This is a genomic window from Streptomyces sp. NPDC029956, from assembly GCF_055574655.1.
Genome location: NZ_JBVHZJ010000066.1, coordinates 1 through 20,168 on the forward strand (window position 1 = coordinate 1; position 20,168 = coordinate 20,168).

14 protein-coding genes are annotated in these 20,168 nt (G+C 72.5%); 7 read left to right on the top strand and 7 right to left on the bottom strand.

Going from position 1 to position 20,168, the window contains the following annotated elements; genetic code table 11:
* Positions 1–89 precede the first annotated feature (89 nt).
* The 4 genes from ACZ4XX_RS34660 to ACZ4XX_RS34675 all read right to left on the bottom strand — a co-directional run bounded on the left by ACZ4XX_RS34660 (position 90) and on the right by ACZ4XX_RS34675 (position 5,560).
* Positions 90–1,634: a sensor histidine kinase gene (locus tag ACZ4XX_RS34660; RefSeq protein WP_468511826.1), complete on the bottom strand. Its 1,545-nt coding sequence runs from the start codon at positions 1,632–1,634 to the stop codon at positions 90–92.
* Positions 1,627–2,283: a response regulator transcription factor gene (locus ACZ4XX_RS34665; RefSeq protein ID WP_468511827.1), complete on the bottom strand. Its 657-nt coding sequence runs from the start codon at positions 2,281–2,283 to the stop codon at positions 1,627–1,629. Before ACZ4XX_RS34665 ends, ACZ4XX_RS34660 begins: the two co-directional genes overlap by 8 nt.
* A gap of 127 nt (positions 2,284–2,410) precedes the next feature.
* Complete coding sequence (locus ACZ4XX_RS34670) at positions 2,411–4,441, bottom strand: M4 family metallopeptidase (protein ID WP_468511828.1); 2,031 nt, start codon at positions 4,439–4,441, stop codon at positions 2,411–2,413.
* Between the two features lie 204 nt (positions 4,442–4,645).
* Positions 4,646–5,560: a TetR/AcrR family transcriptional regulator C-terminal domain-containing protein gene (locus ACZ4XX_RS34675; RefSeq protein ID WP_468511829.1), complete on the bottom strand. Its 915-nt coding sequence runs from the start codon at positions 5,558–5,560 to the stop codon at positions 4,646–4,648.
* A 125-nt stretch (positions 5,561–5,685) separates the two neighbouring features.
* On the opposite strand from ACZ4XX_RS34675, the gene ACZ4XX_RS34680 reads away from it, so the two are divergent.
* Complete coding sequence (locus ACZ4XX_RS34680; protein ID WP_468511830.1) at positions 5,686–7,179, top strand: MFS transporter; 1,494 nt, start codon at positions 5,686–5,688, stop codon at positions 7,177–7,179.
* Positions 7,180–7,350: 171 nt separating this feature from the next.
* Here the strand turns inward: ACZ4XX_RS34680 and ACZ4XX_RS34685 are convergent, their stop codons facing one another.
* Together ACZ4XX_RS34685 and ACZ4XX_RS34690 are read right to left on the bottom strand one after the other, a co-directional pair.
* Entirely contained in the window at positions 7,351–9,258 is a 1,908-nt protein-coding gene (locus ACZ4XX_RS34685) for an ABC transporter ATP-binding protein (protein WP_468511831.1), read from the bottom strand.
* Positions 9,255–11,126: an ABC transporter ATP-binding protein gene (locus ACZ4XX_RS34690; RefSeq protein WP_468511832.1), complete on the bottom strand. Its 1,872-nt coding sequence runs from the start codon at positions 11,124–11,126 to the stop codon at positions 9,255–9,257. Before ACZ4XX_RS34690 ends, ACZ4XX_RS34685 begins: the two co-directional genes overlap by 4 nt.
* 230 nt (positions 11,127–11,356) lie before the next feature.
* On the opposite strand from ACZ4XX_RS34690, the gene ACZ4XX_RS34695 reads away from it, so the two are divergent.
* From ACZ4XX_RS34695 to ACZ4XX_RS34710, 4 genes are read left to right on the top strand one after another with little or no spacing between them, the layout of a single operon-like run.
* Positions 11,357–12,262 carry an ABC transporter ATP-binding protein gene (locus ACZ4XX_RS34695; protein WP_468511833.1) on the top strand — a complete coding sequence of 302 codons (906 nt, stop codon included), beginning with the start codon at positions 11,357–11,359 and terminating at the stop codon, positions 12,260–12,262.
* A complete protein-coding gene (locus tag ACZ4XX_RS34700) occupies positions 12,259–13,008 on the top strand; it encodes an ABC transporter permease (RefSeq protein WP_468511834.1) in 750 nt (249 codons plus the stop codon). Before ACZ4XX_RS34695 ends, ACZ4XX_RS34700 begins: the two co-directional genes overlap by 4 nt.
* A 14-nt stretch (positions 13,009–13,022) precedes the next feature.
* Positions 13,023–14,321, top strand: a complete 1,299-nt coding sequence (locus ACZ4XX_RS34705) for a sensor histidine kinase (protein ID WP_468511835.1) — start codon at positions 13,023–13,025, stop codon at positions 14,319–14,321.
* The gene (locus tag ACZ4XX_RS34710; protein ID WP_468511836.1) at positions 14,318–14,959 is read left to right on the top strand and encodes a response regulator; all 642 of its coding nucleotides are present in this window, start codon (positions 14,318–14,320) and stop codon (positions 14,957–14,959) included. Before ACZ4XX_RS34705 ends, ACZ4XX_RS34710 begins: the two co-directional genes overlap by 4 nt.
* Before the next feature lie 106 nt (positions 14,960–15,065).
* Here ACZ4XX_RS34710 and glgX read toward each other — a convergent pair whose 3' ends face one another.
* Positions 15,066–17,267: a glycogen debranching protein GlgX gene (gene glgX / locus ACZ4XX_RS34715; protein ID WP_468511837.1), complete on the bottom strand. Its 2,202-nt coding sequence runs from the start codon at positions 17,265–17,267 to the stop codon at positions 15,066–15,068.
* A 143-nt stretch (positions 17,268–17,410) separates the two neighbouring features.
* Between glgX and ACZ4XX_RS34720 the strand changes: the two genes are divergently transcribed.
* Both ACZ4XX_RS34720 and ACZ4XX_RS34725 read left to right on the top strand, forming a co-directional pair.
* Positions 17,411–18,649 carry a L,D-transpeptidase gene (locus ACZ4XX_RS34720; protein ID WP_468511838.1) on the top strand — a complete coding sequence of 413 codons (1,239 nt, stop codon included), beginning with the start codon at positions 17,411–17,413 and terminating at the stop codon, positions 18,647–18,649.
* A 195-nt stretch (positions 18,650–18,844) separates the two neighbouring features.
* Entirely contained in the window at positions 18,845–20,107 is a 1,263-nt protein-coding gene (locus ACZ4XX_RS34725; protein ID WP_468511839.1) for a L,D-transpeptidase, read from the top strand.
* Positions 20,108–20,168: the final 61 nt, after the last annotated feature.

Below are 20,168 nucleotides of genomic sequence, written 5' to 3' on the forward strand. Positions count from 1 at the left end.
GATCCAAAGCCCTACGTCTGGACCAAGACCGCAGACGAGATCCTGGAACGCCTCGCCTCTTATCTGAACAGAATTCCTGACTCAGAAGACTAGGGCACCTCGGCCTTGTCGGCGAGGTGCCCGCCGACGAAGCACAGCCGGTACACCGGCACGGCGGCCAGCATCGTCGAGCGGTAGTACCGGCACTCGTCCATCCCGGGCGGCTCCGGCGGAGCCACCTGCGGGGGGCCGTCCAGCGGATGCTCCGGCCAGTCGTCGACGGTCTCGTCGAGCTGCGCGGGCGTCTGACCGATCCGGATCCTCGCGTAGTCGTCCGGCTCCAGGTACGACTGGGCCTGCGTCCAGGCGGCGACCCCCAGCATCAGCGCGCCGAGCGCGGCGAGGAGCGCGAGCGGGATCCAGATCGCCCGCGCCAGACCCTTGCGGACCTCACGGCGCGCCAGGTCCAGTTCCCTGGCCGAGGTGGGGGCGGCGGGCAGCGGCGCGGGGGCCCTGCGGGGCAGCACGGCGGCCAGGGCGAAGCCGCCGTCCTCGGTGGCGCGGTGGGCGAGGGTGCCCCCGGCGAGGCGGACGCGCTCACCGAGGCCGACGAGACCGGTGCCACCGGAGCCGGACCCGTGGGAGGGCCCGCCCGTGCCGGGACCGCTGACCACCTCGACCCGTACCGTCGCCGCCTCGTCGCCCTCCGGGGTGACGGCGATCGAGACCGCCGCGCCGGGCGCGTGTTTGGCCGCGTTGGTGAGACCCTCCTGCACGACCCGGTGCAGGGCGAGCCCCGACATCCCCGGCAGCGTGGGCACCGGAGTCGTGGCCAGCGTGACGGTGAGCCCCGACGCGCGGGCGCGGGCCGCCAGTTCCTCGACCGTCTCGCCTGCCGGGCTCGTCGGCGCCGTGTCGTCCTCCTCGCGCAGCACCCCGATGATGTCGCGCAGCCGCGCCGTCGCGTCCGCCGCCGCGCGCCGCAGCTCGCCCACCGCCCGCTGCTGGTCGGGTCCGAGGTCCGGGGAGACCTCCAGGGCGCCCGCGCGGATCGCGATCAGGGCCAGGTCGTGGCCGAGCGAGTCGTGCATGTCGCCCGCGATCCGGGACCTCTCCCGCAGCCGCTCCCGGTCGGCGACCGCCGCCTGCTCGCGCTCCATCCGGTCGGCCAGCTGCCAGCCGCTCTGCACGAGACGGTCGTACTGGCGCACGTACCGGCCGATCAGCCAGGGCGCCACGACGGCGAGGGCGAGCGCGAGCAGCAGCGTGAACCACTGGCCGAGCGAGGTACGGGTGACCCAGGTGAGGGCGAGACCCGTGGCCGCGATCGCGCCGAACAGCCAGAGCGCCGCCCGGGTGTGCTCCTGGCGCCTCCCCGCGAGGTAGCCGAAGGCGACCAGGGCCAGGCTGTACGAGGGGGTGAACAGCTCCAGGGTGGCCGGCAGGCTGGCCGCGACCGTGGCCGCGAGCGACACCAGCGGCCACCTCCGGCTGACCGCGACACAGCCCGCGAGGACCACCACGCCCACGGCGACCCGGGTCCAGCTGCCGCCGTCGTTCGGGTCCGACTTCAGCAGGACGGGCACACAGAGCAGCAGCCACAGGAGGAGGTCGAAGAGCCGCTCGCGGACGGGGTCGCGCGGTCCCTCACGCATCGGTGACCAGGCCCGCCTCGTACGCGAGGACCGCGAGCTGCACCCGGTTGCGCAGGCCGAGACGGCCGAGGACGGCGCTCACGTGGGCCTTGACGGTGCCCTCGACGACGTACATGCGGTCCGCGATCTCCTGGTTGGAGAGCCCGGCGCCGAGCAGGGCGACGACCTCCCGCTCCCGGCCGGTGAGCCGGTCGAGGCGGGCGCGCGCCGCGGCCGCGCGGGTGAGGCGCTCGCCGCCGAGGGTGTCGATGACCCGGCGGGCGACGGTGGGGGAGAGGGCGGCGCCGCCGCCGGCCACGGCCCTGACCCCGGCGATCAGTTCGCGCGGGTCCCCCGACTTGAGCAGGAAGCCGCTGACGCCGCTGCCGAGGGCGCGCGCGATGTACGCGTCCTCGGAGAAGGTGGTGAGCATGACGACGGCCGCGTCCGGGACGGCCCCGCGCAGCTCCTCGGCCGCGCCGAGTCCGTCCAGCCGGGGCATCCGGATGTCCAGGAGGACGACGTCGGGGCGGTGCTCGCGGGCGAGTGCGACGGCCTCGTGGCCGTCGCCGGCCTCGGCGACCACCTCGATCCCGGGGTCGGTGGCGAGGATGGCCCGCACCCCGGCCCTGATCATCGTCTCGTCGTCGGCCAGCAGCACCTTGATCATGGGTCCCAGGGTACGGAGGGCCTGTTGCGGGCCCCGGGACGCACGGACGCCCGGAGGGAAGATCCCTCCGGGCGTCCGGCACTTGTGACTCGGGGTTACCCACTCACCCCCTGACCCGCTCGCGGGCCTACGGGAAGGTGAGCTTGAAGCTGTTGATGTAGCCGGTGTCGATCGAGGCCTTGTCCTGGACGCGGAGCTTCCAGGCGCCGTTGGCGACCTCGGAGGAGGCGTTCACGGTGAAGGTCTGGACGATGTTGTCGGCGCTGCCGCCCGACCGGTTGGACAGGCTGTAGACCGAGCCGTCCGGGGCGACGAGGTCGACGACGAGGTCACCGCGGTAGGTGTGGACGATGTTCACGTCCACCTTGAGGGTGGAGGGCGCGTTGCCCGTGACACCCGTGACGTTGACCGTCGAGGTCACCGCGGCGCCGTTGTCCGGGATGGACACGTCGGCGGTGTTCTCGAATACCTTGCCCGGCTGCGGCTCGCCGCCGCCGGGGCGGGTGCCGACGTTGATGGCCGCCCAGGCGTGCTGGACCGCGAGCGTCTCGGGGCTGTTGGCGCCGTACAGCTCGGTGGCCACCGCGACGGTGCCCGTGCGGGCCGCGGCGTAGTTGGTGTTCGAGCTGAACTTGGTGGTGAGCGCCTTGAACCAGATCAGCGAGGCCTTGTCACGGCCGATGCCGGTGACGGGCAGGCCGTCGGAGGTCGGCGAGTCGTAGTTCACGCCGTTGACGGTCTTGGCGCCGCTGCCCTCGGAGAGCAGGTAGTACCAGTGGTTCGCCGGGCCCGAGGAGTAGTGGACGTCGATGCCGCCGAGGCCCGAGTACCACGCGTCCTTGGACGAGCCGTCCTTGCTCGGCTTGTCCATGTAGCGCAGCGGGGTGCCGTTGCCGCGGATGTCGATCTTCTCGCCGACCAGGTAGTCGCCCGGGTCGTTGGCGTTGTTCGCGTAGAACTCGACGGCCGCCGCGAAGATGTCCGAGGTGGCCTCGTTGAGGCCGCCGGACTCGCCGCTGTAGACCAGGCCGGCGGTGTTGGAGGTGACGCCGTGCGTCATCTCGTGCGCGGCCACGTCGATGGAGGTGAGCGGCTTGGTGTTGCCCGCGCCGTCGCCGTACGTCATGCAGAAGCAGGAGTCCGACCAGAAGGCGTTGACGTAGGCGTTGCCGTAGTGGACCCGGGAGTACGCGCCGACGCCGTCACCGCGGATGCCGCTGCGGCCGTGGACGTTCTTGTAGTAGTCCCAGGTGAGCGCGGCGCCGTAGTGCGCGTCGGCGCCTGCCGTCTCCTTGTTCTGCGGCGTGCCGTTGCCCCACACGTCGGTGGTGTTGCTGAACAGCGTCCCGGTACCGGACGTACCGCCGTTGAGGTTGTACGTCTTGTGGTTGCCGCGGCCGGTGTCGGTCAGCGTGTACGAGGGCGCGGTGCCGAGCGTCACCTGGCCGCTGTACTGCGTGTTGCCGGTGCCGGTCTCGATGGCCTGCCACTCGAAGAGCTTCGCACCGGTCTTCGCGTCGGTGACGACGTGCAGCTCGTTCGGGGTGCCGTCGTGCTGGAGGCCGCCGACGACGGTCTCGTACGCGAGGACGGGGCTGCCGTTGGCGGCCCAGACGACCTTGCGCGGGGCGCGGTCGGCCTTGGCCTTGTCCGAGCCGTCCGCCTGGGCGAGGCCGACGGCCTGCTTCTCGGCGGCGGCCGGGGCCACGGTGGCGGAGGTGGGGATGTTCTTGAGCTCCGCGCGGGTGGACTTGGTGACACCGGTGGTGGCGCCGGCCTTGGTCTCGGCGACGATCAGGTCGCCGCCCAGGACGGGCAGTCCGGCGTAGGTGCGCTCGTAGCGCGTGTGGGTCGTGCCGTCGCGGTCCTGCACGACGTCACGGACGACCAGCTTCTCCTGGGCGCCGAGGCCGAGTTCCTTGGCCGTGGCGGCCTTGTCGGCGTCGGCCGCCTTGATGAGCGCGGTGCGCTCGGCGGGGGTGAGGTCGGCCGGGAGCTTGCCGGGGTTCGCCGAGGTGCCCTGCTGGGCCTTCGGGGCGATGCTCCAGGGGGCGTCCGCCGCGGTGGCGGCGCCCGTCTGGACGCTCACGGCGAGCATGGCGGCGGCAGCGATCAGAGCGCCGGTCGCGGTGGCGCGACGGCTGGGCGTGGATCTCACGCAGACTCCTTCTTGCGAGGGGGGTACCGGCGGACTGGGTCGGCCCATCCGGGCGGAGCAAGCAGAGCTGTGGAGCACGTTCGGGTGAAGCAGCGAACTCTGGTGCGAAGAGCCGGGGAGAGAGTGACAGGAATGACGAGGACCTGTCAGGAGTGCGTCGGCAAGTTGGCCGGAAATCGTTCGCTGCTCGTAAGGCCGTGTTCGTTAAGCGGACGTTTCATCGATCAAGGACGCGATGCCGTCCAATGTTCGCCCGAGCCCGAATTCGAAGAGCGTCCGCAGATCGAGACCGAACCCGCCGCCGCTTGTCACCAAGGCCAACTCCGGGTAGGAGCCAGCCGATTGGATCGCGTCGAATCGTGGCTCGTTCTGTTCCATCCACTCGCCGTCGGAGATGCCCGAATCCTGTCGGGCCTGCTCCTCCAGATCGTCCGCCATCGACATGCCCTGGACGTAGGCGAAGAGCACCAGATGGGTGTGGAGCTTCTGCGTGCGGGTGAGCGGTGTGCCCCGCATCGCCCGCAGCACCCACTCCGTGTACGCCATCGCGTTCGGCGTCGCCACGGGCCGCGTGTACGAGGCCATCGCGTGCGCCAGCCACGGATGCCGGGCGTACACGTCACGCAGCCAGCGCGCACCCTGCTCCAGACCCGTCCGCCAGTGCGCCGGCACCGGACCGAGCGGCACCTCGCCACAGGCCGCGTCCGTCATCAGCCGGATCAGCTCCGGCTTCCCCGGGACGTGGCGGTACAGGGCCATCGTCGAGACGCCGAGCACCGTCGCCACCCTGCGCATCGTCAGGGCGTGCAGCCCTTCCGCGTCGGCGAGCCCGAGGGCCGCGGTGACGATCTCCCCGCGGGCGAGGGGAGCGGTCGTCCGGTCCCCGCCCCGGGAGTCCTTCACCGGCGGCACGACCACCGTGCCCACCCCCGCCACCGGCCGGACCAGGCCCTCCTGACGCAGCACCGCGAGCGCCTTCGTGGCCGTCGCCATGGCCACGCCCCATTCGCGGGTGATCGCCCGCGTCGACGGAAGCCGGTCCCCCGGACCCAACTCGCCCACCTGCACACGGCGACGGAGCTCGGCGGCGATCGCGAGGTAGGGCGGTTGCGTCGTCATGACGGGAGCGTACTAGTGCACCGGAAGCGGCGTACACGCCCCTGAACTGCCGCCCCCTTCCCGCGAGTCCAGGTGCACTAGGGCGGGAGTGGCGACGTACGCACACCGCTGCTTCCCTCCTCCCCATGACACTCACCGCACAGCCGGAGCCCGCCACCGGGCCCGGCCCCGCCCGCGCCGGCCGCCGTGAATGGACGGCCCTCGGCGTCCTCATGCTGCCGCTGCTCCTCGTCTCCATGGACGTGTCCGTCCTCTACTTCGCCATTCCCTCCATCAGCGCCGACCTGCGGCCGGGAGCCAACGAACAGCTCTGGATCCTCGACATCTACGGCTTCGTCCTCGCCGGGCTCCTCGTCACCATGGGCGCGCTCGGGGACCGCGTCGGGCGCCGCAAGGTCCTGCTCGGCGGTGCGGCGCTGTTCGGTGCCGCCTCCGTGGCCGCGGCCCACGCGCAGAGCCCCGGCGCCCTGATCGGCGCCCGCGCGCTGCTCGGCGTCGCCGGGGCCTGCCTCATGCCCGCCACGCTCGCCCTGATCCGGGTGCTGTTCTCCGACCCGGCGCAGCGCGCGAAGGCCGTCACCCTCTGGACCTCGGTGATGGCGAGCGGCATCGCCCTCGGGCCCGTCGTCAGCGGCGCGCTCGTCGAGCACTTCTGGTGGGGCTCCGTCTTCCTCGTCAACCTGCCGGCCATGGCCCTGCTCCTCGTCCTGGGGCCGTTGCTGCTGCCCGAGTCCAAGGGAGACGTCACCGGACGGTTCGACGTCCTCAGTGCCGCCCTCTCGCTCGGCGCGCTGCTGCCGCTCATCCACGGCATCAAGGAGCTGGCCGAGGACGGCTGGGCGCCGCTTCCCGCGGGCGGCGCGGCCGTGGGGCTGCTCGTCGGACTGGTCTTCGTCCGCCGGCAGGCACGGCTCGTCCACCCCATGGTCGACCTCGCCCTGCTGCGGAACCGGGCCTACGGCGGCTCCGTCCTCGCCAACCTGCTCGCGATGGCGGCGACGGTCGGCTTCGCCGTCTTCCTCACCCAGTACCTGCAGTCCGTCCTGGGCCAGAGCCCGTTCGAGGCGGCGCTCTGGAGCCTGGTGCCGACCGCGGGCGTGCTGGCCGCCGCGCCCACCGCCGCGGCGCTGGCCCGGAGGACGGACCGGGCGTACGTGATGGCCGGCGGGTTCCTCGTCGCCGCCGCCGGCTTCGTCTGGCTGGCGGGCATCGACCGCGCCACGCCCCTGTGGGTCGTCATCGTGGCCAGTGCCGTCTATGCCGGTGGGCTGGTCTCCGCGATGACCCTCGCCAACGAGCTCGCGCTCGGCGCCGCACCGCCCGAGCGGGCCGGCTCGGCCGCCGCCGTGCTCGAATCGGGAGCCGAGCTCGGGGGAGCGCTCGGCATGGCGCTCCTGGGCGCCCTGGGAGCGGCGGTCTACACCGGCGCGATGCCCGCGGACACGCCGGCCGCAGCCCGCGAGACCCTGGGCGGTGCGCTGACGGCCGGGCCCGAGGTGATCGAAGCGGCCCGCACGGCGTTCGTGGAGGCGATGGGGGCGGTGGCCGTGGGGGCGTCGGCACTGATGGCGGCGTCGGCGGTGCTGTCGCTCGTGCTGCTGCGACGCGTGCGGGCCTGACACCCGTGGGTGGTGCCGTGGGGGCCGTTCCGGGGGCCGCATTCGGGACTCATGATTTACGGCGCATCGGGAGCAGTTCTTGCTGAACGCTCTGGTCGCGCCACAAATCACGTCACGTTTTACGTCCCGAACGCGACCCCCTCCACGTCCCCCACTGCGTAGAGCGGTCGGCTAGCCCACCAGACTCTCCCGCCAGGCCTGGTGCAGACCGGCGTAGTGGCCCTCGTCGGTGACCAGGTCCGACGGCGCACCGTCCTCCACGATCCGGCCCGCCTCCATCACCAGGACCCGGTCCGCCACCTCGACCGTGGACAGGCGATGGGCGATGACGACCGCCGTACGACCCGCCAGGACCGTGTCCATGGCCTGCTGCACCGCCCGTTCGCCCGGGACGTCCAGCGAGCTGGTGGCCTCGTCCAGGATCAGGACCGCCGGGTCCGCGAGCAGGGCCCTCGCGAAGGCGACCAGCTGGCGCTGGCCCGCCGAGATGCGGCCGCCCCGTTTGCGCACGTCCGTGTCGTAGCCGTCCGGGAGGCCCTTGATGAAGTCGTGGGCCCCGATCGCACGGGCCGCGTCCTCGATCTGCTCGCGGGTCGCGTCCGGCCGGCCGATCGCGATGTTCTCGGCGACCGTTCCCGAGAACAGGAACGCTTCCTGGGTGACCATGACGATGCCCCGGCGGAGGTCCGGGGTGGTCAGGTCGCGGAGGTCCACGCCGTCCAGGCGCACCACGCCGTCCGTGGGGTCGTAGAAGCGGGCCAGGAGCTTCGCCAGGGTGGACTTGCCCGCGCCCGTCGCCCCGACCACCGCGACCGTCTGGCCGGCGGGGATGGTCAGGTCGAAGACGGGGAGTACCTCGCCGCCCGTGCGGTAGGCGAAGCGGACCTTGTCGAAGGTGACCTCGCGCCCCGGGGAGCCCGTGCGGGCGGGCAGGGTGACGGGGGTCGTCGTCTCCGGGACTCCGGGCTCCTGGGCGAGGAGGCCCGCGATCTTGGCCAGGGACGCGGCCGCCGACTCGTACGAGTTGAGGAACATGCCCAGCCGGTCGATCGGGTCGTACAGGCGCCGCATGTACAGGACCGCCGCCGCGAGGACGCCCAGTTCGAGGGAGCCGGAGGCGACCCGGTAGGCGCCCCAGAGACACATGCCGGCGACCGCCGTGTTCGCGACGAGCCGGGACCCCACGACGTAGCGGGCCATCTCGAGGAGCGCGTCGCCGTTGCTCCGCTCGTGCCGGTGGTTGAGCGCCGCGAACTCGGCGTCGTTGACCTGCTCGCGGCGGAACGCCCGGACCGGACGGATGCCGTTCATCGTCTCCGCGAACTTCACGATGACACCCGCGATGGCCGTGGACCGCTCGGCGTACACCGCCCCGACCCGGCGCCGGTAAATGCGTACGAGGAACGTGAGGGGCAGGAAGGACGCCACCGCCACCGCGCCGATGCCCAGGTCGAGGTAGAGGAGGATCGCCGAGATCGAGACGAAGGAGAGGACGACGCCGATCAGTTCCTGCAGGCCCTCCGAGAGGAGCTCGCGGAGGGATTCGACGTCGGTGGTGGAGCGGGAGATGAGCCGGCCCGAGGTGTACCGCTCGTGGAAGTCGACGCTCAGGATCTGCGCGTGCCGGAAGATGCGGCCGCGCAGATCGAGGAGGACGTCCTGGTTGACGCGGGCCGCGCCGCGGACGAAGACGTACTGGAGGGCGCCCGAGAGCGCCGCGCAGAGCAGGTAGCCGAGGGCCACCGCGAGGACGGGGCCGTGGTCGCCGGCGCGGAAGGCGGGGACGCCCTCGTCGATGGCGTACGCGACGAGGAGGGGGCCGGCCTGGACCGCGCCCTCCTTGACGAGGAGCACCAGGGCGGCGACCGCGACCCGTACGCGGTGGGCCGAGAGGAGCGAGCGGAGCAGGGTGCCCGTCGCTCCGGGGGGTGCCGGAAGGTCGTCGCGGTCGAAGGGGTCGCCGGACTGCTGTGCAGCCGGTGCAGCCGGTGCCTTCTGAGAGGTCGGTGCTTTCTGCGCCTTCCGAGCCGCCGGTTCCGCCGGGGCTGTCTGTTCGGTCTGTTCCGTCTGTTCCGTCATCGGGGTCCGCCCTCGCCTTCGCCGGACATCAGCCAGGCGTACTCCTCGCTGCTCCGCAGCAGTTCGTGATGGGTGCCCACGGCCGTGATCCGGCCCCGGGAGAGCAGCGCCACCCGGTCGGCCAGCATCACCGTCGACGGGCGGTGCGCCACCACGAGTGCCGTGGTGTCCCGCAGGACCTCCCGCAGGGCCGCCTCCACGCGGGCCTCCGTGTGGACGTCGAGTGCGGACAGGGGGTCGTCCAGGACCAGGAAGCGGGGGCGGCCGACGACCGCTCTCGCGAGGGCGAGCCGCTGACGCTGTCCGCCGGACAGACTCAGGCCCTGCTCACCGACCTGGGTCCCGGCGCCCTCGGGCAGCCGCTCGACGAAGCCGTCGGCCTGCGCCACGCCGAGGGCGCGGCGCAGCTCCGGCTCGCCCGCCGCTCCGCCCGCGCCCATCAGGACGTTCTCGCCGACGCTTGCGGAGAAGAGGGTCGGCTCCTCGAACGCCATCGACACCAGGGACCGCAGCCGGTCCCGCTCCATCAGGGCGATGTCCTCGCCGTCCAGGAGGATGCGGCCGCCCGACGCCTCGTGCAGCCTGGGTACGAGGGCGGTGAGCGTGGTCTTGCCGGAGCCGGTGCCGCCGACCAGGGCCAGGGTCTCGCCGGGGCGGATGTGCAGGTCGATGCCGTCCAGGACGGGCGGGGAGCCGGCCGGGGCGTCCGGGTAGCGGAACGACACGCCCTCGAACCGCACCCCGCCGGGGCCGTCGGCCGTCGTGCCCCTGGTACCGGGGGCGGCCGGGGCGGTGTCGGGTTCCTCCTCGGCGTCCATGACCTCGAAGTACCGTTCCGTCGCGGTCGCCGCCTCCTGGCTCATCGCCAGCAGGAAGCCGATCGACTCCACCGGCCAGCGCAGGGCCAGGGCCGTCGACAGGAACGCGACGAGCGTGCCCGCCGACAGGCCCCCGTCCGCCACCTGGATCGTGCCGAGGACGAGGGCCGCGCCGATGGCCAGCTCCGGCACGAAGGTGATGACCGCCCAGATCATCGCGAGCAGCCGGGCCTTGACGAGCTCGGTGCCGCGCAGCCGGCCGGAGAGCTCCCGGAATGCCGTCGCCTGGCTGCGGTGGCGGCCGAAGCCCTTGACGATGCGGATGCCGAGGACGCTCTCCTCGACGACCGTCGTCAGATCGCCCACCTGGTCCTGGGCGCGCCGGGCGACCACCCCGTACCGGCCCTCGAAGACCGAGCAGACGATGACGAGGGGGATGACCGGCGTGAGGAGGACGAGTCCGAGGGACCAGTCCTGGGCGAGCAGCAGCACATAACCCGCGATGATCGTGACGCCGTTGACCAGCAGGAACGTCAGCGGGAAGGCCAGGAACATCCGGACCAGCATGAGGTCGGTCGTGCCGCGGGAGAGGAGCTGGCCCGAGGCCCACCGGTCGTGGAAGGAGATCGGGAGCCGCTGGAGCCTGCCGTACAGATCGGCCCGCATCCGCGCTTCCACCCCGGACAGGGGCCGGGCGACCAGCCACCGCCGGTACCCGAAGAGCACCGCCTCGGCGATGCCGAGCAGCAGGAGGTAGAGCGCCCCCAGCCACACGCCGCCCGGGTCCCGGTCCGCGACCGGCCCGTCGACCAGCCACTTGAGCACGAGCGGGATGACGAGCGACAGACAGGACGCGACGATCGCGACGATCGCGGCCGTGAGCAACCGCGCTCGCACCGGCCGCACGTACGGCCGGAGACGCAGCAGCGTCCGCACCGAGGAGCGGTCGTGGTCGTCGTGCTCGTCGCGGGAGGCGCGGGAGGCGCGGGAAGAGGGGGGTGCGGGGGAGTCGGGGGCGGGGGGCTCTGGGGCGGCAGGTTTCTCGGGCATCAGGTCCGACCATACGGTTCACCACTGACACGTCTCATCCTGTTTTCCGGCCTTGCGGGGGCACGCCCGGCGAGCTCCGGACGTGCACCCGCCCGACGCGCTCCGGGCCGGTGGCGTGCCGGGCCTGCGGGGCGGCCCCGAGTCGTACCGGCCATCAGCCGATCGGTTGATGGGCATGACGAGCGAGATGGCCGATACCCGTGCCGCGCCCCGGCCGACAGCCTTGGGGCATGACAGCGATCGAGGTGCAGGGACTGCACAAGGCGTACGGCGGCCGGAAGGTCGTCGACGGGGTCTCCTTCGAGGTCGGCGAGGGCGAGATCTTCGGGATCCTCGGGCCCAACGGCGCCGGCAAGACGACCACGGTGGAGTGTGTCGCGGGGCTGCGGACCCCCGACGAGGGGCGGGTGCGGGTCTGCGGCTACGACCCCACGACCCAGCGCTCCGAGCTCACCCGGGTCCTCGGGGTCCAGCTCCAGGAGAGCGAGCTCCAGCCCAAGCTGACCGTCCGTGAGGCGCTCGACCTGTACGCCTCCTTCTACGAGCGGCCCGCCGACCCGCACGCGCTCGCCGAGCGGCTCGGGCTGCTGCCCCGGCTGGGGACCCGGTTCGGGAAGCTGTCGGGCGGACAGAAGCAGCGGGTCTTCATCGCCCTCGCGCTCCTCGGAGATCCCCGGGTCGTGGTCCTCGACGAGCTCACCACCGGCCTCGACCCGCGGGCCCGCCGTGAGGTCTGGGAGCTCGTCGAATCGATCAGGGACAGCGGGGTGACCGTCCTGCTCGTCACCCACTTCATGGAGGAGGCGGAGCGCCTCTGCGACCGGATCGCCGTCCTCGACCGGGGCCGGATCGCCGCGCTCGACACCCCGGAGGGGCTGATCGGCCGGTCCGCAGCCGCCAAGGAGATCTCCTTCGCCGCCGGCACCCCGCTCGACCCGGCGGAGCTGCGGGCGCTGCCCGGGGCCGTCGCCGTCGCGACGAAGGACCGCCGGACGGTCGTCAGCGGCACGGAGGAGACCGTCGCCGCCTTCGTGTCCCTCCTCGCCCGCCGGGGCGTCACGGCCGGGCAGCTCCGGGTCACCGACGCCACCCTCGACGACGCCTATCTCGACCTGACGGGAGCCGAACTCCGATGAGCACCACCCGCCCTGCCGTGGCCGTCCTGCGGACCGAGGTCCGCCTCTTCACCCGCGAACCGGGCGCCCTGTTCTGGGTGATGGCCTCACCGACCGTGCTGCTCGTGATCCTCGGTCTGATCCCCTCCTTCCGGGAGGTCTCCGCGGACCTCGGCGGTCGTCGCGTCATCGACCTCTACGTCCCCGTCTCCGTTCTCTTCGCCCTCATCATGGCCGCGGTCCAGTCCATGCCCACGGTCCTCGCCGGCTACCGCGAACGCGGCATCCTGCGCCGCATGTCGACCACCCCGGTCCGGCCCGCGACGTTGCTCGCCGCCCAGGTCGCGCTGTACGCCGCGGCCACCCTGCTCTCCTCGGTGCTGGTGCTCACGGTGGGGCGGCTCGCGTTCGGCGTCGCCCTGCCGGGAAACCTCGTGGGATACGTCCTCGCCCTGCTCCTCACCGTGGCGGGCGGTCTGGCCCTCGGCGCCACGGTGTGCGCGGTCTCCCGGACCCAGGGCATCGCCTACGCCCTCGCCTCGGCCGCCGCCTTCCCCGCCATGTTCACGGCCGGTGTCTGGGTGCCGGTCCAGGCCATGCCGGATACGCTGCAGCGGATCGTCGGGCTCAGCCCGTTCGGCGCCGCCTCGCAGGCCCTCGACGCGGCCGCCTCGGGCGCCTGGCCCGGCTGGATGGAGCTCGGGGTGCCGGCCCTGTGGACGGTCGTGTTGACCGGTGCCTCGGTGCGCTGGTTCCGCTGGGAGTGAGAGGGGGCGGCGGAGTGCCCACCACCGTCGAGGAACGCTGGCGCCAGTTCTTCCGCTGGGGGCCGTACGGACTGCTCGGAGTGGCCGTGGCGATCGCCGCGGTGTCGGCGGACGTGTTCATGGACCGTACGGAGAAGGTGACGGCCGGTGTCCTGCTGGCGGCGGTGCTCCTGCTCCAGGTGGTGTGGGACCGTCGCTGCCGCCGGGTGGCCGCGGCCACCGGCTGGGAGCCGGAGCGGGACGACTGCGGTCCCGTCCTGGTGCCGGGGGCGCCGGGGCCGGCCTCCGTCGTCCACTTCGCCCTCCGTACCGCCCTCGCCTTCGCGCTGACCTGGCTGAACCCCTTCTTCTCGATCTACGCCTGCGTCGGCTACTTCGACGCCACTCATCTGCTGCCCCGCCGCCTCGCCCACGCCGGTCTCCTCGTGACCGCCGTGACGATGGCCGGTTCCCAGTCCGGCGGACTGCCGCCCGCCTCCCTCATGCAGTGGGTGGGCTTCGGCGGGCTCTTCGCCCTGAACGCCTGCCTGGCCATGGGTTTCTCGCACCTCGCCACCAAGGACGCGGAGAAGGCCGCCGAGCGCGCCGCCACCATCGCCGCACTCGGCCGCGCCAACAGCCGGCTCGAACAGGCCCTCGCCGAGAACGCCGCCCTCCAGGCCCAGCTGCTCCTCCAGGCCCGCGAGGCCGGGATCGCCGACGAGCGGCGGCGGCTCGCCGCCGAGATCCACGACACCATCGCCCAGGGCCTCACCGGGGTCATCACCCAGCTCCAGGCGGCGAACGCCGCACCCGACGGGGAGCGCGCCGATGCGCACCTCCGGCGGGCCGCGGACCTCGCGCGGCACAGCCTCGGCGAGGCCCGCCGTTCCGTGCGGAACCTGGGCCCGGCCGCTCTGGAGCACGACGCCCTTCCGGAGGCGTTGCGCAAGACGGTCGCCGAGTGGGCCGAACGCACCGGCGTCGACACCCGGTTCACCGTGACGGGAGCCGAGGAGCCGCTCCACGACGAGGTCGCCGCCACGCTGCTGCGGATCGCCCAGGAGGCCCTGTCGAACGCGGCCCGTCACTCCGGGGCCGCCCGCGCCGGCGTCACCCTCTCCTACATGGGGGACGAGATCACCCTGGACGTACGGGACGACGGCCGGGGCTTCGACCCGCTGGTGCGCCCCGAACGCGGGCGCGACGGCGGAGGGTTCGGCCTCGACGGCATGCGGGCCCGCGCCGAGCGTCTGGCCGGCTCCGTCGCCGTGGAGACCGCTCCGGGCGAGGGCACGGCGATCTCCGCTCGCGTACCGTTGGGGGCGCCATGACCGAGATCACGCTCCTGATCGTCGATGACCATCCCGTCGTGCGGGACGGCCTGCGCGGCATGTTCGCCGCCGAGGGCTCGGGCTTCCGTGTCCTCGGTGAGGCCCCCGACGGTGTACGGGGAGTCGAACTCGCCCTGGAACTCGACCCGGACGTCGTCCTGATGGACCTGCGCATGCCCGGCGGCGGAGGTGTCGACGCCATCGCCGAACTCGCCCGGCGCGGCGCCCGCTCCCGTGTCCTCGTCCTCACCACGTACGACACGGACACCGACACCCTCCCGGCGATCGAGGCGGGCGCCACGGGGTATCTCCTCAAGGACGCGCCCCGGGAGGAGCTGTTCGCGGCGGTGCGGGCCGCCGCCGAGGGCCGTACCGTCCTCTCCCCGGCCGTCGCCTCGCGTCTGGTCACGGCGGTCCGCGCCCCGGCCGCCGCCGACCGTGTGCTCTCCGCCCGTGAGGCCGAGATCCTGGCGCTCGTCGCGAAGGGCACGGCGAACCGGGCGATCGCGGCGGAGCTCTTCATCAGCGAGGCCACCGTGAAGAGCCACCTCACCCACATCTACGCCAAGCTGCTCGTGAGCGATCGCGCGTCCGCGGTCGCCGCCGGTTACGACCGGGGGATCCTCGGGCGCGGCTGAGCGGCCGCACCGGACCTCCACGGCGAGCGGCTCCGCGGGTCCCGGCCGCCCCGAGCGGCGGCCGGGGACCCGCACGGGGCCGGGGCCGCGGCCCGGAACCGGCCCCTCACGTCCGCACCCGCAGCAGCACCACCGATCTGGCCTCCACCGTGATCGTCCCGCCGCCCGCGTGTGCGGTGCCGGGCGGCGCCGACTGGTCCTCGCGGCCGGTGTCCACGACCAGTTCGTACGTCTCCGCCCACGGGGGGCCCGGGAGGCGGAACTCCAGGGGGCGGGGGCCGGCGTGGAGGACGGCGAGGAAGCTGTCGTCGGTGATCTGTGCGCCGCGCTCGTCCCGGCCCGGTATGTCGCGGCCCGACAGGTAGAGGCCGAGCGTGGCCGTGGGCGCGTACCAGTCGGGTTCGGTCATCTCGGTGCCCTCGGCGGTGAACCAGGCCAGGTCCCGCAGCCCGTCCGCGCCCTGGGGGCGGCCGGAGAAGAAGGCGCGGCGGCGCAGGACCGGGTGGTCGCGGCGGAGGGCGAGCAGCCGGCGCGTCAGGGCGAGGAGCTGGGCCCGGCCGGGGGCGTCCGGGAGGGTCCAGTCGAGCCAGCCGGTGGCGTTGTCCTGGCAGTAGGCGTTGTTGTTGCCGCCCTGGGTGCGGCCCATCTCGTCGCCGGCGACGAGCATCGGGACGCCGGTGGAGAGGAGCAGGGTGGTGAGGAGGTTGCGCTGCTGGCGGAGGCGGAGGGTGTTGACGCCGGGATCGTCGGTCTCGCCCTCCACCCCGCAGTTCCAGGAGCGGTTGTCGTGGGTGCCGTCACGGTTGCCCTCGCCGTTGGCCTCGTTGTGCTTGCGCTCGTACGTGACGAGGTCCCGCAGGGTGAAGCCGTCGTGCGCGGTGACGAAGTTGACGGAGGCGTACGGCCGGCGCCCGCCCCAGGCGTACAGGTCGCTGGAGCCGGAGAGCCGGTAGCCGAGGTCCCGGACGTCGGGCAGCGCGCCGCGCCAGAAGTCCCGTACGGCGTCCCGGTAGCGGTCGTTCCACTCCGTCCAGAGCGGCGGGAAGGCCCCCACCTGGTAGCCGCCGTTGCCCACGTCCCACGGTTCGGCGATGAGCTTGACCCGGCGGAGCACCGGGTCCTGGGCGATGACCGCGAGGAACGGGGAGAGCATGTCGACGTCGTGCATCGAGCGGGCCAGGGCGGCTGCCAGGTCGAAGCGGAAGCCGTCGACGCCCATCTCCGTGACCCAGTAGCGGAGGCTGTCGGTGATGAGCCGCAGGACCTGCGGCTGCACGACGTGCAGGGTGTTGCCGCAGCCCGTGTAGTCCGCGTAGCGGCGGGCGTCGGACTGGAGCCGGTAGTAGCCGCGGTTGTCGATGCCCTTCAGGGAGAGCGTGGGGCCGAGCTCGCCCGCCTCCGCCGTGTGGTTGTAGACGACGTCGAGGATGACCTCGATCCCGGCCGCGTGCAGCGCCCGTACCATCCGCTTGAACTCGCCGACCTGCTGGCCGGTGGTCCCCGAGGACGAGTAGCCGGCGTGCGGGGCGAAGTAGCCGATGGAGTTGTAGCCCCAGTGGTTGCGCAGGCCGCGCCGGAGGAGGTGGTCCTCGTGCGCGAACTGGTGCACCGGCAGCAGTTCCACCGCCGTCACGCCGAGGCCGGCGAGGTGCTCGACGGCCGCCGGGTGCGCCAGGCCCGCGTACGTGCCCCGCAGATGCTCGGGGATGCCCGGGTGGAGCCGGGTGAAGCCCTTCACGTGCAGCTCGTAGATGACCGAGTCCTGCCAGGGCGTCTTGGGCCTGCGGTCGTCGGACCAGTCGTCGTCGTCCTGGACGACGACCCCCTTCGGGACGTGCGGCGCCGAGTCCCGCTCGTCGCGGACGGTGTCGGCCACGTGCTGCTGCGGCCAGTCCCGGACGTGCCCGTACACCTCGGGCGGTAGCGCGAAGTCGCCGTCGACGGCCCGCGCGTACGGGTCGAGGAGCAGCTTCGCCGGGTTCCAGCGGGCCCCGGTCCACGGGTCCCAGCGGCCGTGCACGCGGTAGCCGTACCGCTGCCCGGCCCCGATCCCCGGCACGAACCCGTGCCAGATCTCGTGTGTCAGCTCCGTCAGCGGCAGCTTCAGCTCCGTTCCGTCCGGGCCGAAGAGGCAGAGCTCGACTGCCTCCGCCCCGCCCGCCCACAGGGCGAAGTTGGTGCCGGTCACCCCGTCGGGGCCCACCCGGCAGCGGGCCCCGAGTGGCATCGGCGTGCCCGGCCACACGGGCGGCCCGGCCCGCTCCGGGGCATGCTCAGGTACCGCCTCCTGCTCGGCTGCGCTCGTCACCGTCCCGGCCTCCAGCGGCTCGTCGGGCCCGCACCCGGGGGAGCGGCGGCGTCCCGGCCGCCGCTCCCGCGCGTGGTTCTCCCCCTGTTCTGCCCGAACCGCCCGGGTCCCAACATGACCCGCACGCACGTTTCCCCTGGAGGGTGGCTGTCGTTGGGCCGAGCGTGACACTTGTATGGAAGCGGGCGAGGTACGCCCTCGCGGTGGCGGGACTGTTGGCGGGCCTCGTGGGCTGCACGGCGCCGGACGGTGAAGGCGGGATCGGCATCAGCCTGCCGGGCAAGGCACGGGCCCCCGGGGACGTCATCCGGGTCAGCCCGGAGGACGGCACCAAGGGGTTGCCGGCCGAGGGCCCGGTCGAGGTGAAGGTGGACAGCGGGCGACTCGAACGGGTGAGCGTCGCCCAGGTGGAGGACGGCAGACGGACCCAGGTGGCGGGGGAGATCTCCGCCGACGGGCTGCGCTGGCGTCCCCGGCCGGAGACCCGGCTCGCGCTGGCCGCGAAGTACAGCGTGGACGCGGTCGCGCTCGACGCGCACGGCCGCCGCTCCGCCCGGCACACCACCTTCACCACCGTGGTGCCCGAGAGCCGCTTCATCGGCTACTTCAAGCCGGAGAACCGTTCCACTGTCGGCACCGGCATGATCGTTTCCTTCGGCTTCAACATGCCGATCGAGAACCGTGCGGAGGTCGAGCGGGCCATCCGGATCACCTCCGTGCCGCCGGTGGAGGTCGTCGGCCACTGGTTCGGCAAGGAGCGGCTCGACTTCCGCCCCGCCGCGTACTGGCGGCCGGGCACCCGCGTCACCGTCGACCTCGGCCTGCGGGACGTCGAGGGAGCCCCCGGCGTCTACGGCATCCAGCGCAGGACCGTCGGGTTCACCGTCGGCCGCTCCCAGGTGTCCCTGGTCGACGCCGCCGCCCACACCATGGAGGTCAGGCGGGACGGCGACGTCCTCGCCACCGTGCCGATCACCGCGGGGGCGCCGAAGACCACCACGTACAACGGGAAGATGGTCGTCACCGAGCTGTACGACGTGACCCGGATGAACGGGGCCACGGTCGGTTTCGGCGGCGAGTACGACATCAAGGACGTGCCGCACGCCATCCGCCTCACCGACTCGGGCACCTTCCTGCACGGGAACTACTGGGCCGATCCGAGCACCTTCGGCTCCGCCAACGTCAGCCACGGCTGCGTCGGGCTCCGGGACGACAAGGGTGGCAGCGCCGACTCGCCGGCGGGCTGGTTCTTCGAGCGGACCCTCATCGGCGACGTGGTGGAGGTGGTCAACTCCCAGGACCGCAAGGTCGCTCCCGACAACGGCCTCGGAGGCTGGAACATGGAGTGGAACGCGTGGAAGGCAGGCTCCGCGCTGAGCTGACGCCCTCGCCCCCCTCGTACCGCCCGGCCCTTTCGGTCTCTTTCGTTGTCTTAGCAGGTCGATCGGGACGGAACGGTGACATTCACGAGGATCTTTCGTGTCCTGCGGTGTGATTATCTAGCGCCGTGTGCGCGAGTGAATGCGCACGGGGGTGGGGCCGGGCGGTGCCGGGCCGTGCGAGGGGAGAAGACCACAGTGAACGGGCAGCCGATATCGGGGGCATCGGTCGGAGCGACGGGGCGGCGCGGCCGACGCGGGGGCGTCAGGCTGCAGGCCCTGGCGGCGGGAGCGCTGATGCTGGTGCTCACCGCCTGCGGCGGCGGTGACACGGGGAACGGCGGTACGGGCGGACAGGGGCCGGCGGCCCAGGGCGGCGGCAAGCAGGAGAACGCGGCCTCCCAGGCGGTCGTGACGATCCTTCCGAAGGACGGCGCCGACTCGGTCGCCACCAGCGGGGTCCTCAAGGTCACCGCGGCGCAGGGCAAGCTGACCACGGTCACGGTCGCCGACTCCAAGGGCACCGCGGTCGAGGGCAAGATCTCGGCGGACGGGGCCAGCTGGTCGCCGACCGCGCACCTGGCCGCGTCCACGCAGTACAAGGTCCACGCGATCGCGAAGGACGCCGAGGGCCGCGAGTCGGCGAAGGACACCACCTTCACCACCCTCGTCCCGAAGAACACCTTCATCGGCCAGTACACGCCGGAGGACGGTTCGACCGTCGGCGTCGGCATGCCGGTGTCCATCAACTTCACCCGGGGCATCACCGACCCGGAGGCCGTCGAGAAGGCCATCAAGGTGACGGCCGTGCCGTCCGTGCCGATCGAGGGCCACTGGTTCGGCAACGACCGCCTCGACTTCCGCCCGGAGAACTACTGGGCCGCGGGCACCAAGGTGACCGTGAACCTCAACCTGGACGGCGTCGAGGGCCGCCCGGGCGTCTACGGCAAGCAGAAGAAGACGGTCACCTTCACCATCGGCCGCCGTCAGGTCTCCACCGTCGACGCGAGCGCCAAGACGATGAAGATCGAGCGCGACGGCAAGATCATCAAGACGATCCCGATCACCGCGGGCGCGCCGTCCACGACCACGTACAACGGTCAGATGGTCATCAGCGAGAAGTACAAGGTGACCCGCATGAACGGGGCCACGGTCGGCTTCGGCGGCGAGTACGACATCAAGGACGTCCCGCACGCCATGCGGCTGTCCCAGTCCGGCACCTTCGTGCACGGCAACTACTGGGCCTCGGCCGGCACGTTCGGCTCCGCCAACGTCAGCCACGGCTGCGTCGGCCTCCAGGACGCGCGGGGCGCGGGCAACAGCTCGATGCCGGCCGCCTGGTTCTACGACCGCTCGATCATCGGTGACGTGGTCGTCGTGAAGAACTCGAAGGACAAGCAGATCCAGCCGGAGAACGGCCTCAACGGCTGGAACATGGACTGGTCGGAGTGGATCAGGTAATCCACCGCTCGTACGTCCGAGGGGCCCGGTGCTGTGAGCAACAGCACCGGGCCCCCCGGCG

Bases quoted from the DNA above. Each gene is read 5' to 3' on its own strand.
- ACZ4XX_RS34660 (WP_468511826.1), bottom strand. From the start codon at position 1,634: ATGCGTGAGGGACCGCGCGACCCCGTCCGCGAGCGGCTCTTCGACCTC.
- ACZ4XX_RS34665 (WP_468511827.1), bottom strand. From the start codon at position 2,283: ATGATCAAGGTGCTGCTGGCCGACGACGAGACGATGATCAGGGCCGGG.
- ACZ4XX_RS34675 (WP_468511829.1), bottom strand. From the start codon at position 5,560: ATGACGACGCAACCGCCCTACCTCGCGATCGCCGCCGAGCTCCGTCGC.
- ACZ4XX_RS34680 (WP_468511830.1), top strand. From the start codon at position 5,686: ATGACACTCACCGCACAGCCGGAGCCCGCCACCGGGCCCGGCCCCGCC.
- ACZ4XX_RS34685 (WP_468511831.1), bottom strand. From the start codon at position 9,258: ATGACGGAACAGACGGAACAGACCGAACAGACAGCCCCGGCGGAACCG.
- ACZ4XX_RS34690 (WP_468511832.1), bottom strand. From the start codon at position 11,126: ATGCCCGAGAAACCTGCCGCCCCAGAGCCCCCCGCCCCCGACTCCCCC.
- ACZ4XX_RS34695 (WP_468511833.1), top strand. From the start codon at position 11,357: ATGACAGCGATCGAGGTGCAGGGACTGCACAAGGCGTACGGCGGCCGG.
- ACZ4XX_RS34700 (WP_468511834.1), top strand. From the start codon at position 12,259: ATGAGCACCACCCGCCCTGCCGTGGCCGTCCTGCGGACCGAGGTCCGC.
- ACZ4XX_RS34710 (WP_468511836.1), top strand. From the start codon at position 14,318: ATGACCGAGATCACGCTCCTGATCGTCGATGACCATCCCGTCGTGCGG.